This window comes from Pseudacidovorax sp. DMC4 (assembly GCF_056314265.1).
In genome coordinates, this window is the sequence record NZ_JBQUYR010000015.1 from 1 (window position 1) to 12555 (window position 12555).

Here is a 12555-nt window from a genome sequence, read left to right on the forward strand (position 1 = left end):
ATGGCCGCCGTCAGGGTCGTCTTGCCATGGTCCACGTGACCGATGGTGCCCACGTTCACGTGCGGCTTGGTGCGTTCAAACTTGCCTTTTGCCATTGTCTGGACTCCGAATACAACTTAGACCACATGTACATGGACTTGTGCAGCCGGCTGCCGCACCATCCCTGCAATCGATGGTGCCCTTGGCGGGAATCGGACCCGCGACCTCTCCCTTACCAAGGGAGTGCTCTACCACTGAGCCACAAGGGCAACTTGAAAACCGTCGCTCAACGTTTGATGAAGCCGCATGGAGCGGGAGACGGGAATCGAACCCGCGTCATCAGCTTGGAAGGCTGGGGTTCTACCATTGAACTACTCCCGCATCGTGACACTTCGATGCCGACATCGGCACCGGGGCCTCGCACGAAAATCGCTCGGCAACTTTCATCATTCGCTGGTGGAGAGGGCTGGATTCGAACCAGCGTAGGTATAAACCGGCAGATTTACAGTCTGCTGCCATTAACCACTCGGCCACCTCTCCGGCGAACCACAGACTATAGCACCATCCATCCAAGATGGCGAGCTGGCCCGAAAAAATTTTTCGTCCGTGCGGCGCCTCGGACGACAGAAGCCGCGGAAGGATGCGCCGCCCAGGGTTTTTGCTGCACTGCACAATCCACGCATGAGTGCTTCCGCCCTTCCCCTTCCTGGCCGCCGCCCCAAGGTCAATCTCGCGCTGCAAGGCGGGGGCTCGCACGGCGCGTTCACCTGGGGCGTGCTGGATGCCCTGCTCGAGGATGGGCGCCTCGCCCTGGATGGCATCAGCGGCGCCAGCGCGGGCGCCGTCAACGCCGTGGCCCTGGCGCATGGCTTTGCGAAGGCCGGCGACGCGGGCGACCCCGCCAGGACCGCCGCCCGCCAAGCCGCCCGCGAGACGCTCGAGCGCGTCTGGCGGCGCGTGGCCGGTGTCGGTGCGCCGGGCGCGCTGGCCTCCCAGTTCATGCGCATGCTGTTCGGACAGGCGCCTGCCTTCCCCTCCCTGACGACCGATCCGTGGGCATCGCCGTACCAGTTCAATCCTCTGGGCATCAACCCGCTGCGGACGCTGCTGGACCAGGAGATCGACTTCGACGCGCTCGCCACGCTCGACAGCCCCCGCGTCTACGTCTCCGCCACGCAGGTGCGAACCGGACGGGCGCAGATCTTCCATGGCGCGCAGCTGACGCTGTCCGCGGTGATGGCCTCCGCCTGCCTGCCGACGATGTTCCAGGCGGTGGAGATCGACGGCGAGCCCTACTGGGACGGTGGCTACTCGGCCAATCCGGCCCTGCTGCCGCTGATCGAGAACTGTGAGAGTGCCGACATCGTGCTCGTCCAGCTCAATCCGCTGCACCGCGCCGACACGCCCCGCACGCCCCATGAGATCGCCCAGCGCGTGGACGAACTGGCCTTCAACGCGAGCCTGATCTCGCAGATGCGCAGCATCGACTTCATGCAGCAGCTGCTGGCCGATGGCCGGCTGCAGGAAGGCCGGCAGTTCCGCCAGTTGCGCCTGCACCGCATCGACATCGACAGCGCCCTGGACGACCCGCTGCCCTCGTCGAGCAAGCTGTCCACCGACATCGCCATGATCGAGCAGTTGTTCGAACGGGGCCGCCACGCCGCCCAGGACTGGCTGGCAAGGCAAATCGACGACGTGGGCCGCCGCACCACCATCGACATTCAGGCCGACTACGTGGCCGGCGCGCCGCTGCCGACCGAACCAGTGGCGAAGCGGACGCCGCAACTGCGCAGCGCCTGATCGCCGGCCGGAGATCAGGCGTCCGGGGTTGGCACAGCACCCTCGCCCGGAGCCGCGGCACGTTGCGCATCGCGCCAGGCCCGTGCCTGGCCGAAATGCCCGCAGCCGATGAAAGGCACCGGTGGCCGCAGCGCCGACAGCGGCGAGGGATGGTTGGCCATCAGCAGCTTGTGCCGCCTGGCGTCGATGAAGCTGCGCTTGCTCTGGGCATGCGATCCCCAGAGCATGAACACCGCCGGCCGCGCGCCGTCGGCGACATGGCGGATCACCGCATCGGTCAGCACCTCCCAGCCTCGGCCGGCATGGCTGGCGGGCTGGCCCTCCTCCACCGTGAGGCAGGTGTTGAGCAGCAGCACGCCCTGCTGCGCCCAGCGCACCAGGCTGCCGCCGGGGCTCGGGAACTTCGGCGGCGGCGTGCCCAGGTCGCGCTGGAGCTCCTGGAAGATGTTGCGCAGCGAGGGTGGCAGCCGCACGCCGGGCGCTACCGAAAAGGCCAGGCCCTCGGCCTGGCCGCGGCCGTGATACGGGTCCTGACCCAGGATGACCACGCGCACGGCCTCGGGCGGCGTGAGTTCCAGCGCCCGCAGCGGCTGCGGCGGAAAGATCACCGCGCCGGCATCCAGCCGCTGCTGCAGGAAAGCAAGCAGGCCCTGCCCCTTGTCGCCGGCGAAGAACCGGTCGACCAGCGGCCGCCAGCCCTCGGCCACGGCCCATTCGGCCGGGTCGGCGGACTGCAGTTGCGTGGCCGCGCCAGGCTGAGCCATGCCGTCCCGGATCATGCGGCGAACAGCTCGGCCAGCGCCTCGCCCGGCTCCGGCGCACGCATGAAGCGCTCGCCGACGAGGAAGGCATTCACGCCGCCTTCGCGCAGTTGCTGCACGTCCTCGCGCGTGGCGATGCCCGATTCGGTGACCAGCAGGCGCTCCGCCGGCACCATGGCCTTCAGGTCCAGCGTGGTCTGGATCGATACCTCGAAGCTGCGCAGGTTGCGGTTGTTGACGCCCACCAGCGGCGTGCGCAACTTCAGCGCCCGCGCCATCTCGGCGGCGTCGTGCACCTCGACCAGCACCGCCATGTCCAGACCCAGCGCGATGGCCTCGAAGTCGCGCATCTGTGCGTCGTCCAGGCAGGCGGCGATGAGCAGGATGCAGTCGGCGCCCATCGCGCGTGACTCGTAGATCTGCCACGCATCGACCATGAAGTCCTTGCGCAGCACCGGCAGATCGCAGGAGGCACGGGCCTGGCGCAGGTAGTCGGGGCTGCCCTGGAAGAACTGGCGGTCGGTCAGCACGGACAGGCAGGCCGCGGCCATCTCGCCGTCGCCCAGCGCATAGCTCTGGGCCAGGTCCGCGGGAATGAACTCGCCCTCGCGGATCACGCCCTTGCTGGGGCTGGCCTTCTTGATCTCGGCGATCACGCCTGCCTGGCCGGCGGCGATGCGGCGGCGCAGCGCGCCCACGAAGTCGCGCGTCAGCACGCGGCTTTCGGCGTCGGCGCGGATGGCCTCCAGCGGCACCCGCTTGCGGGCGGCGGCCACTTCCTCGTGCTTGACGGCCACGATCTTGTTGAGGATGTCGGACATGGGGCGTTCTCTCGGTGAATCGGGATCAGGCCGCGGCAGCGGACGTGGTGAACTGGACCATCTGGGCCAGGCGGGCCTTGCTGGCGCCGCTGTCGATGGCCTCGCGCGCGCGCTCGATGCCGGCGCCGATGGAGTCGACGACATTGGCGGCATAGAGCGCCGCACCGGCATTGAGCAGCACGATGTCGCGGGCCGCGCCATGCACACCGTCGAGCACGCCCATCAGCACCGACTTCGACTCCTCCGGCGTCTGCACACGCAAGGAGCGAAGACTGGCCATGCGCAGGCCGAAGTCCTCGGGATGCACCTCGTACTCGCGGATCTCGCCATTCCGGAGTTCGCCCACCATGGTGGCGGCACCCAGCGAGATCTCGTCCAGACCGTCGCGACCGTAGACCACCAGCGCATGCTCGGCGCCCAGGCGCTGCAGCGCCCGCACCTGGATGCCTACGAGGTCCGGGTGGAACACGCCCATCAGGATGTTGGTGGCGCCAGCCGGGTTGGTCAGCGGACCCAGGATGTTGAAGATGGTCTTGATGCCCAGCTCGCGGCGGATCGGTGCCACGTTCTTCATCGCCGGATGGTGGTTGGGCGCGAACATGAAGCCGATACCCACCGCCTCGATGCTGCGGGCGATCTGCTCTGGGCCCAGGTTGATGTTGACGCCCAGCGACTCCAGCACGTCGGCACTGCCGGACTTGCTGCTCACGCTGCGCCCGCCATGCTTGCTCACCTTGGCGCCTGCAGCGGCCGCGACGAACATGGCGCAGGTCGAGATGTTGAAGGTGTGCGAGCCATCGCCGCCCGTGCCCACGATGTCGACCAGGTGCGTGCGGTTCTTCACCGGCACATGCAGCGCCACCTCGCGCATCACCTGCGCGGCGGCAGTGATCTCGCCGATGGTTTCCTTCTTGACGCGCAGGCCGGTGATGAGCGCCGCCGTCATCACGGGCGAGGCTTCGCCGCGCATGATGAGGCGCATGATGTGGAGCATCTCGTCGTGGAAGATCTCCCGGTGCTCGATGGTGCGCTGCACGGCTTCCTGGAGCGTGATGGGCATGGCGGTGTCTGCTTTCTCGAAGTCGGAAGGAAGAAGGAAAAGGTGAAGGTTCAGCGCGAAGGCGCGTCGCTGAAGGCAAGCTTGAGGCCGAAGCCCAGCACCATGAGGCCCGCGGCCCGCTCGGCCCAGCGCAGCACGGTGCCGGCGCGGTCCAGGCGTCGCGCCATCCAGGCCGCGAGCGCCGCCCAGCCGATGCACACCCACAGCGCATTGAAGTTGAAGAGCAGGCCCAGAAGCAGGAACACCCCGCCCGGATGCGCCGCCGCCGGATCGACGAACTGCGGCACGAAGGCCAGGAAGAAGAGCGCCACCTTCGGGTTGAGCACGTTGGTCAGGAAGCCGCCGCGGAAGACACGCGCCAGCGGCTCGGTCTGCGGGCTTTGCTGCGCGGCCAGTCCGGCCTGCAGGGCGCCCGGCCGGCGCAGCATCTGCACGCCGATCCACACGAGGTAGGCCGCGCCCACCCACTTGAGCACCATGAAGGCGGTGGCCGAGGCGGCGACGATGGCGCTCACCCCCACGGCCGCGGCAACGATGTGCACGCAGCAGCCCGCCGTGATGCCCAGCGCCGCCACCACGCCCGCGCGCCAGCCCTGGCGCAGCGCATGGCCCACGATGTAGAACACGTCCACGCCTGGCGTGAGGTTCAGCAGCAGGCCGGCGAGCACGAAGGCCAGCAGGTGCGGCAGGTCAGGCATGGAAGTAGTCCTTCATGGCCGCCACGGCCTGGTCCACGCCTTCTTCGTCCACATCGAGATGCGTCGCGAAGCGCAGGCGATAGAGCCCCGTCGCCAGCACGCCGCGCGACTTCAGGAAGTCCATCAGACCGGCGCTGCGTTCGCGTGCCGGCCCTTCGAGGTCGACGAAGACGAGATTGGTGTGCGGCGCCTCGACCTTCAGGCCGGCAATGCCCACCAGCCCATCGGCGAAGCGCTTCGCGAGCGCATGGTCGTCGGCCAGGCGGTCGATATGGTGGTCCAGCGCATGCAAGGCCGCCGCGGCCAGCATGCCGGCCTGGCGCATGCCGCCGCCGGCCATCTTGCGCACGCGATGGGCGCGGGCGATGAACTCGCGCGAGCCGCACAGCGCCGAGCCCACCGGCGCGCCCAGGCCCTTGCTGAAGCACACCGAGACGCTGTCGAAGCACTGCGCGATGCGCCGCGCCTCGGCGCGTGCGTCGCCGCCCGTCGCCTGGGCCTGCGCGACTGCCGCATTGAAGAGGCGCGCACCGTCCAGATGGCGCGACAGGCCGCGCGATTGCGCGAGCGCGGTGGCCTGCTGCACATAGCCGAAGGGCAGCAGCCGGCCGCCCAGCGTGTTTTCCAGCGCCAGCAGCCGGGTGCGCGCGAAGTGCGCATCGTCCGGCTTGATGGCTGCCTCGATGTCGGCCAGCGCCAGCGTGCCGTCATGTTGATGCTCAAGTGGCTGCGGCTGGATGCTGCCGAACACCGCGGCCCCGCCGCCTTCCCAGCGGTAGCAGTGCTGCATCTGGCCCACGATGTACTCGTCGCCGCGCTGGCAGTGCGCCAGCAGCGCGCACAGGTTGCTCTGCGTGCCGGTGGGCACGAACAGCGCCGCCTCGAAGCCGAGCATCTCGGCGATGCGCGCCTGCAGCGCATTGACCGTCGGGTCGTCGGCGAAGACGTCGTCGCCCACCGGTGCCGCCACCATGGCCTGGCGCATCGCCGCGGTCGGGCGGGTGACGGTGTCGCTGCGCAGGTCGATGGGGGCGGTGCGGGTCATCAGGCGGGCTCCAGGAAGTTCTTCAGCATGGCATGGCCATGCTCGGTCAGGATGGACTCGGGATGGAACTGCACGCCCTCCATCCGCACCGCCTGCGGCAGCTCGGTGTGGCGCACGCCCATGATCTCGCCGTCGTCGGTGCGCGCCGTGACGGCCAGCACCGCGGGGCAGCTGTCGGCCTCGATCGCCAGCGAGTGGTAGCGGTTGACGGTGAAGCGCTCGGGCAGGCCGGCGAACACGCCTTCGCGCGTGGTCGTGATCTCGCTGACCTTGCCGTGCATCAGCTGCCGGGCCCGCACGATCTTTCCGCCGAAGGCCGCGCCGATGCTCTGGTGGCCCAGGCACACGCCCAGGATGGGCAGCTTGCCGGCGAAGGCCTGGATGGCCGGCACCGACACGCCGGCCTCGGCCGGCGAGCAGGGCCCGGGCGAGATCACCAGCCGGCTCACGCCCGCGGCGATGCGCTCGCCGATGCCCTCCAGCGTGATCTCATCGTTGCGCACCGTCTCCACCTCGGCCCCCAGCTCGCCGAAGTACTGCACCAGGTTGTAGGTGAAGGAGTCGTAGTTGTCGATCATCAGCAGCTTCATGGTGCTCACTCCAGGCCTTCTTCCACCAGCTCTGCCGCACGCAGCAGCGCGCGGGCCTTGGCCTCGGTTTCGTTCCATTCCAGCTCGGGCACCGAATCGGCCACCACGCCGGCCGCGGCCTGCACGTGCAGCACCTGGTCCTTGATGACGCCGGTGCGGATGGCGATGGCCAGGTCCATGTCGCCGGCATAGCTGATGTAGCCGCAGGCGCCTCCGTACAGGCCGCGCTTGGTGGGCTCCAACTGGTCGATCAGCTCCATGGCATGCACCTTGGGCGCGCCGGTCAGCGTGCCAGCCGGGAAGGTGGCCTTGAACACGTCGATGGCGCCCATGCCGTCCAGCAGCGTGCCCTCGACATTGCTCACGATGTGCATCACATGGCTGTAGCGCTCGACCGCGAAGGCCTCGGTCACCTTGACGCTGCCGGTCTTGGCGATGCGGCCGATGTCGTTGCGCGCCAGGTCGATCAGCATGACGTGCTCGGCGCGTTCCTTGGGGTCGTTGACCAGCTCGACCTCGGCAGCCTTGTCCAGTTCCATCGAGGCGCCGCGCGGCCGGGTGCCGGCCAGGGGACGGATGGTGATCTTCTGTTCTAGAGCTGAAGCCCCCACGCTCCCCGCTGCGCGTGGTTCGCTGCCCCCCGAGGGGGCGCTCGCGCCTTGGGGCGGCCCGGCGTCGCTCGGCGCGTGCTCCTGGCGCACAAGGATCTCCGGCGACGCGCCCACGACATGGAAGTCGCCGAAGTCATAGAAGTACATGTACGGGCTGGGGTTGAGCGAACGCAGCGCGCGGTACAGCGACAGCGGCGATTCGGTGTAACGCTTGCTGATGCGCTGGCCCACCTGCACCTGCATGAAGTCGCCGGCGGCGATCAGCTCCTTGGCGCGCTCCACCGCCGCCAGGTAGTCGGCCTTGGCGAAGGGCCGCTCGGCCGGATGCGCCTGCGTGGGCTTGACCTGCGGAGCGGCCACCGAATAGCGCAGCAGCTCCTTGAGTTCGCGCAGCCGGCGCTTGCCGCGGGCATAGGCCTCGGGCTGCGACGGATCGGCATAGACGATCAGGTAGAGCTTGCCCGACAGGTTGTCGATGACGGCCAGTTCCTCGCACTGCAGCAGCAGGATGTCGGGGCAGCCGATGGTGTCGGGCGGGCAGGTCTTCTCGAGCTTCTTCTCGATGTAGCGCACCGCGTCGTAGCCGAAGTAGCCAGCCAGGCCGCCACAGAAGCGCGGCAGGCCGGGCCGCAGTGCCACCTTGAAGCGCTTCTGGTAGGCCGCGATGAAGTCCAGCGGGTTGCCGCTGGCGGTCTCCACCACCTGACCGTCGGTCACGACCTCGGTGCGGGCTTCGTCGCCGAAGCCGCTGGCGCGCAGCAGCGTGCGCGCGGGCAGGCCGATGAAGCTGTAGCGGCCGAAGCGCTCGCCGCCGACGACGGATTCGAGCAGGAAGCTGTGGCGTCCGCCGCCGGCGGCGCCGTGGCCATGGGCCAGCTTGAGGTAGAGGGAGAGCGGGGTTTCGAGGTCCGCGAAGGCCTCGGTCATCAGCGGGATGCGGTTGAAGCCCTGGCTGCTGAGGCTCTTGAACTCGAGTTCGGTGATCACGGGGTTTCTCCTGGCCGGCGGGCGCTCCTGTGGCCCATGCGGCGGTTCATTCGATCTGGAGGAGGCACGGCGAGCGAAGCATCGGCCGGGCCAGGCGTGCGCAGCCGCGAGGGCCGCGCGATCAGGCGGTCAACGTCTTTGGCTTGCGCCAGGGCCAGGCTCCCCGGCAGCCTTGCCCCGTCTGGATGACGTGATGAATGAACATGAGAGGCGCGGAGTGTAGCCCAGGGCCTGGCGCCGGGGACGCTTCGCGGACAAGCCCGTCAGTGGGCCGTGGCGCCCGGCCGGATGCCGAGGCGCAGGTCCGCCAGCGAATCCACATAGGCGTCCGCCGGCACCTCTCGCACGGGGCGGCCGTGGTTGTAGCCGTAGCTCACCAGCACCACGCGGCAGCCGGCGGCACGCGCAGCCTGCGCGTCGTTGCTGGAGTCGCCAATGGCCAGCGTGCGGCCCGGCGCGCTGCCCAGGGCCTCGCAGGTGCCCAGCAGCGGCAGCGGATCGGGCTTCTTGCGCGAGAAGCTGTCGCCGCCGAAGACATGGTCGAAGAAACCATCCAGACCCTTGGCCGCGAGCAGTGGCCGCGCGAAGGCGAGCGGCTTGTTGGTCAGGCAGGCCAGCCGCAGGCCTTGCGCGCGCAGCGACGCCAGGCCGTCGGCCACGCCGGGATAGACCGTCGAATGCTGGCCGTTGATGGCGAGGTAATGCCGCTGGTAGCGGGTCCAGGCGCGGTCGAAGAGCGCCTCGGGCGACGGCGCCCCCACCTGCTGCAGCACGGCGCGGATCAGGTGCTCGGAGCCCTTGCCCACCAGCGTGCCGATGACGTTCGCCTCGATGGGCGGCAACGCCAGGTCCTGCAGCATGCCGCCCAGCGCGGCGGCGAAGTCACCCAGGGTGTCCACCATCGTGCCGTCGAGGTCCACGATGGCGGCGTCGAGGGAGGCGCGGTCGAAGAATGCGGCAGTCACGGACAGGCAGGGTCGAAGTCGGGCCTGCGACTGTAGCGCCCACGCCCCGGCAGGCAGCGCTGCAGGGCCGAGCCCAGACCCGTCGCACCCGGGCGCCGCGCCCGGCTCAGGCGCTCACGCTTCGGTCAGGGACTGCGCCGCCACCACCGCCTCGGTGCGGTTGCGCACGTTCAGTGCGCGGAAGATGGCCGCCAGGTGGATCTTCACCGTGCCTTCGCTGATGCCGAGGCTGCGGCCGATCAGCTTGTTGGGCTTGCCCTGCGACAGCAGCTGCAGCACCTCGACCTGTCGCTCGGTGAGCACGTTGCGCAGGTGCTCCAGCGTGGGCGCGGCCGCGGGGGCCGGCGCCGCGCGCACCAGCGGCTCGGTGCCGGCATGCGGCGCCAATCCGCCCGGCAGGGCCGACAGCATCATGGGCGGCACGTACACGCCCCCGGCCATCACCAGCCGCACGGCCGACAGCATCACGTCGGGCGAATAGGCCTTGGGAATGAAGCCGAGCGCGCCGCGGTCGAGCACCGCGCGCATCATGGCCGGGTCCTCGTAGCCCGAGACCACGATCACCGGCACGGCCGGATGGCGGCGCCGCAGCTCGTCGATGTGGCCGTACTGCTCGGCGCCGGGGATGTTCAGGTCGATCAGCGCCAGGTCGATGTCGTCGGTGGCCAGCGAGAACAGCTCGGCCGCCGTGGTGGCCACCACGAACGTGACGCCTTCTTGAAGTTCGGCCAGCTTGGCCTTCATGGCCTCGATGACCAGACGGTGGTCTTCGGCGATCAGGATTCTCATGGCGTGCTCGATGGAGATGTGCGCGCGCCGCATTCGCCCAGGCCTGCGCCCCACGATGCCCTGCGCCGCCGCTGCCCGCCCTCGCAGGCGCGAAAACCGGCAGGGTAGCGCCTAAGCCCCCCGCCAGCAAGGCGCCGCCCCTGCCCGAAAGGCATAGCTCCGTCGCCCTATGGTGGCCCGGCGATCGCCTCGCCAAGATGGCCCGCACATGCGATCCGGACCCACGGTTGTGCAAGAGGGCCCATGCCGCGCCTGTTCGACTTCTATGCGCCGCTCTTCTCGCTCGGGCTCGCCCTGCAGGCGCAGGAGGCGGCCATGCGCGAGCCTGGGCAGGCGAGCCGGCTCGCCCGTGAGCGGCTGATGCGCGCGCGCATGCAGGCCCTGGACGCGGGCCACTCCCTGGCCCAGGTGGAGTCGGCCGCCTTCGCCGTCGTGGCCTGGCTCGACGAGGTGCTGGCCCGCTTGCCGGGGGCACCGGCCGACACGCTGCAGCTGGTGCTATTCAACTCGACCACGGCCGGCACCGAGTTCTTCCATCACCTCGCCGTGCTGGGGCCGCACGACGCGCAGGTGCGCGAGGTCTACTGGTACGCACTGGCCCTGGGCTTCCATGGCCAGTACCACTTCGAGCGGGGCCAGGGCGCTGGCGTGCTGGCACGGCTGAAGGCCCTGCATGCGGCCCAGCTGCCACTGGCGCCGATCCGCCCCTCGGCCTGGGGCGCATGGGCCTCGGTGCCGGGCCCGCCCCTGGCGGTGGCGCCCCGCGCGCACGACCTGCAGCCCTGGCGGATCGCGGCACTGGCCGCCGCCATGGTGGCCCTGGCCCTGGCCTGCGTGGTCCTGCCGTTCGTGGAGGGCTGACCATGCCGGCCTGCCTGGCCCTGGGCCTGCTGACGCTGGTCGCGCTGCTGCTGCTCGGGCGATGGTGGCGGCGGGAAGGCCGGCAACGCTGGCGCCGCCGGCGTCGCCTGGCACGCTGGATCCGCCACCAGCCGCCGCGCGAGCGGCCGGGCCGCGATGAACTCCGCGCATTGCAGATGGCGCTGCCGGGCGGCCGCGCCACCTGCCGGCTGCTGAGCATCGGCGATGCGCAGGCCGTGCCCTCCTCGCTGCTGGCCACGCCCGCTGGCAGAGCCCTGCCCTCCCACTTCTGGGAGGCGCGCCAGGCCGGCGGCATCCTGCTGCTCGGCCTCACGCTGCCGGCCACCGAGGGCCTGGATGGTGGCGCGCGCCGCCTCGGCCTGTGGCCCCATGCCCTGCGCACCCTGGCCCATCGGCATCCCGCACAGCCCCTGCATGGCCTGGTGCTGTGCATCACCGCCGCGGACCTGCTGCGCGACGGCACCGCGCGCACCGAGCGCCTGGCGCGCCTCAGCCATCTCGCGCACCAGGCCTGCGGCGCGCTGGGCCTCGCCCTGCCCGTGCACCTGGTCGTCACGCAGATGCAGGCACTGCCCGGCTATGCCAGCTTCGAGGCGCTGCTGCCGCCCGAGGCCTTCCGGCAGCCCTGGGGCATGCGCCACCCCGGCACCGGCCGCGGCGCGCGGCCCGAGGACCTGCTCGCACCGGTGTTCGAGCCCCTCATGGACCGCCTGCATGCCCTGCGCCTGGGCATGCTGCTCGATGCGCCACCCATGCCGATGCGACGCGACATGCACGAGTTCGTCGAGCAGGTCCGCAGCCTGCGTGCCGGCCTGTGCCAGTGGCTGGACATGCTGACCGACGGACCGCCGCCCTCGCCGCTGCCGCACTGGCAGGGGTTGTTCTTCACGGCATCGCGGCCCGACGCGGCATTCACGGCCGGCCTGCTGGGCCGGATGGCCGACCTGCACGAGCCGCCGGCGTCCATCCGCTGAACTCGCAGCCCGCGCTCCCCTTCAGGGCGTCGAGGGCTCGATGCGGATCTGCCGCGCGCCGAAGGTCACGTCGAGCTTCACCGGCTTGCCCGGCTCCACCGGCCGCACCTCGCGCCAGCGGGCCCGCTCCAGGTCACGGTAGGCAGCCATGAAGGCGAGCGCCTTGGCATCGGCCGGCAGCGTCATCTCGATGCGGCGGCTGTCGCCGGGGCGCAGCAGCAGTTCCTCCTTCTGCACCAGGTCGCCACCCAGCGTGGCCTGGTCCTTGTCGAAGAGCGTGAAGAAGTCGGCCGCATCGAAGGACTGCGAGGCCTTCAGCGCATACACCCGCACGGTCACCGGCGAAGCCCGGCCGCGTGCATCGGGGTTGGCGTCGGCACCGCCCTTGAGGTTCAGCACCACCGGCGTGACGATGGGCTTGGGCGGCGGAGGCGGCGGCGCCGCACAGCCGGCCAGCAGCAGCGGACCGAGCACCGCACCGGCAAGAAGACCACGCCCCAGCGAGCGCCGCGCAAGGCGGCCATAGGACGAACGTTGGGGGGATGGCGCCTGCATGCTATTTCCTTCGTTGCATTGACCCTGGGGTGGGCATC

14 protein-coding genes and 3 tRNA genes are annotated in these 12555 nt (G+C 70.0%); 3 read left to right on the forward strand and 14 right to left on the reverse strand.

From position 1 onward, the window contains the following. The 4 genes from ACT54X_RS23615 to ACT54X_RS23630 all read right to left on the reverse strand — a co-directional run. A partial coding sequence (locus ACT54X_RS23615; protein ID WP_005434227.1) for a GTP-binding protein occupies window positions 1-95 on the reverse strand: 95 nt, incomplete at its 3' end. 78 nt (window positions 96-173) lie between these two features. Continuing rightward, window positions 174-248 (reverse strand) — tRNA-Thr (locus ACT54X_RS23620). Window positions 249-286: 38 nt separating this feature from the next. Beyond that, a tRNA-Gly gene (locus ACT54X_RS23625) sits at window positions 287-360 on the reverse strand. 73 nt (window positions 361-433) lie between these two features. Beyond that, window positions 434-519, reverse strand: a tRNA-Tyr gene (locus tag ACT54X_RS23630). Between the two features lie 141 nt (window positions 520-660). On the opposite strand from ACT54X_RS23630, the gene ACT54X_RS23635 reads away from it, so the two are divergent. After that, complete coding sequence (locus ACT54X_RS23635) at window positions 661-1779, forward strand: patatin-like phospholipase family protein (protein ID WP_294377666.1); 1119 nt, start codon at window positions 661-663, stop codon at window positions 1777-1779. A gap of 14 nt (window positions 1780-1793) precedes the next feature. Here the strand turns inward: ACT54X_RS23635 and ACT54X_RS23640 are convergent, their stop codons facing one another. From ACT54X_RS23640 to ACT54X_RS23680, 9 genes are all read right to left on the reverse strand, one after another. After that, window positions 1794-2543, reverse strand: coding sequence for a uracil-DNA glycosylase (locus tag ACT54X_RS23640; protein WP_294377671.1), 750 nt, complete (start codon window positions 2541-2543; stop codon window positions 1794-1796). Between the two features lie 11 nt (window positions 2544-2554). Then, window positions 2555-3361 carry an indole-3-glycerol phosphate synthase TrpC gene (gene trpC, locus ACT54X_RS23645; RefSeq protein ID WP_294377674.1) on the reverse strand — a complete coding sequence of 269 codons (807 nt, stop codon included), beginning with the start codon at window positions 3359-3361 and terminating at the stop codon, window positions 2555-2557. A gap of 25 nt (window positions 3362-3386) precedes the next feature. After that, entirely contained in the window at window positions 3387-4421 is a 1035-nt protein-coding gene (gene trpD / locus ACT54X_RS23650) for an anthranilate phosphoribosyltransferase (protein ID WP_476348942.1), read from the reverse strand. Window positions 4422-4471: 50 nt separating this feature from the next. Next, window positions 4472-5119: a LysE family translocator gene (locus ACT54X_RS23655; RefSeq protein WP_294377680.1), complete on the reverse strand. Its 648-nt coding sequence runs from the start codon at window positions 5117-5119 to the stop codon at window positions 4472-4474. Further along, window positions 5112-6164, reverse strand: coding sequence for a low-specificity L-threonine aldolase (gene ltaE, locus ACT54X_RS23660; protein ID WP_476348944.1), 1053 nt, complete (start codon window positions 6162-6164; stop codon window positions 5112-5114). The genes ACT54X_RS23655 and ltaE overlap by 8 nt, the downstream gene beginning before the upstream one ends. After that, window positions 6164-6754 (reverse strand): anthranilate synthase component II, encoded by a 591-nt coding sequence (locus tag ACT54X_RS23665; protein WP_476348946.1) that lies wholly within the window; start codon window positions 6752-6754, stop codon window positions 6164-6166. Before ACT54X_RS23665 ends, ltaE begins: the two co-directional genes overlap by 1 nt. 5 nt (window positions 6755-6759) lie before the next feature. Then, window positions 6760-8352, reverse strand: a complete 1593-nt coding sequence (locus ACT54X_RS23670; protein WP_476348948.1) for an anthranilate synthase component I family protein — start codon at window positions 8350-8352, stop codon at window positions 6760-6762. A gap of 263 nt (window positions 8353-8615) precedes the next feature. Next, window positions 8616-9317: a phosphoglycolate phosphatase gene (gene gph, locus ACT54X_RS23675; protein WP_476348949.1), complete on the reverse strand. Its 702-nt coding sequence runs from the start codon at window positions 9315-9317 to the stop codon at window positions 8616-8618. Between the two features lie 114 nt (window positions 9318-9431). Then, window positions 9432-10106, reverse strand: a complete 675-nt coding sequence (locus tag ACT54X_RS23680; RefSeq protein WP_294377692.1) for a LuxR C-terminal-related transcriptional regulator — start codon at window positions 10104-10106, stop codon at window positions 9432-9434. A gap of 243 nt (window positions 10107-10349) precedes the next feature. On the opposite strand from ACT54X_RS23680, the gene ACT54X_RS23685 reads away from it, so the two are divergent. Next, entirely contained in the window at window positions 10350-10967 is a 618-nt protein-coding gene (locus ACT54X_RS23685) for a DotU family type IV/VI secretion system protein (RefSeq protein ID WP_476348951.1), read from the forward strand. 2 nt (window positions 10968-10969) lie between these two features. Then, window positions 10970-11962, forward strand: a complete 993-nt coding sequence (locus ACT54X_RS23690; protein ID WP_476348953.1) for a type VI secretion system protein — start codon at window positions 10970-10972, stop codon at window positions 11960-11962. A 21-nt stretch (window positions 11963-11983) separates the two neighbouring features. Here ACT54X_RS23690 and tssJ read toward each other — a convergent pair whose 3' ends face one another. Next, a complete protein-coding gene (gene tssJ / locus ACT54X_RS23695; RefSeq protein ID WP_294377699.1) occupies window positions 11984-12517 on the reverse strand; it encodes a type VI secretion system lipoprotein TssJ in 534 nt (177 codons plus the stop codon). Window positions 12518-12555 lie beyond the last annotated feature (38 nt).

Excerpts from the sequence above, each read along its gene's own strand:
- ACT54X_RS23635 (WP_294377666.1), top strand. The coding sequence starts at position 661 with ATGAGTGCTTCCGCCCTTCCCCTTCCTGGCCGCCGCCCCAAGGTCAAT.
- ACT54X_RS23640 (WP_294377671.1), bottom strand. The coding sequence starts at position 2,543 with ATGGCTCAGCCTGGCGCGGCCACGCAACTGCAGTCCGCCGACCCGGCC.
- trpC (WP_294377674.1), bottom strand. The coding sequence starts at position 3,361 with ATGTCCGACATCCTCAACAAGATCGTGGCCGTCAAGCACGAGGAAGTG.
- trpD (WP_476348942.1), bottom strand. The coding sequence starts at position 4,421 with ATGCCCATCACGCTCCAGGAAGCCGTGCAGCGCACCATCGAGCACCGG.
- ACT54X_RS23655 (WP_294377680.1), bottom strand. The coding sequence starts at position 5,119 with ATGCCTGACCTGCCGCACCTGCTGGCCTTCGTGCTCGCCGGCCTGCTG.
- ltaE (WP_476348944.1), bottom strand. The coding sequence starts at position 6,164 with ATGACCCGCACCGCCCCCATCGACCTGCGCAGCGACACCGTCACCCGC.
- ACT54X_RS23665 (WP_476348946.1), bottom strand. The coding sequence starts at position 6,754 with ATGAAGCTGCTGATGATCGACAACTACGACTCCTTCACCTACAACCTG.
- ACT54X_RS23680 (WP_294377692.1), bottom strand. The coding sequence starts at position 10,106 with ATGAGAATCCTGATCGCCGAAGACCACCGTCTGGTCATCGAGGCCATG.
- ACT54X_RS23685 (WP_476348951.1), top strand. The coding sequence starts at position 10,350 with ATGCCGCGCCTGTTCGACTTCTATGCGCCGCTCTTCTCGCTCGGGCTC.
- ACT54X_RS23690 (WP_476348953.1), top strand. The coding sequence starts at position 10,970 with ATGCCGGCCTGCCTGGCCCTGGGCCTGCTGACGCTGGTCGCGCTGCTG.
- tssJ (WP_294377699.1), bottom strand. The coding sequence starts at position 12,517 with ATGCAGGCGCCATCCCCCCAACGTTCGTCCTATGGCCGCCTTGCGCGG.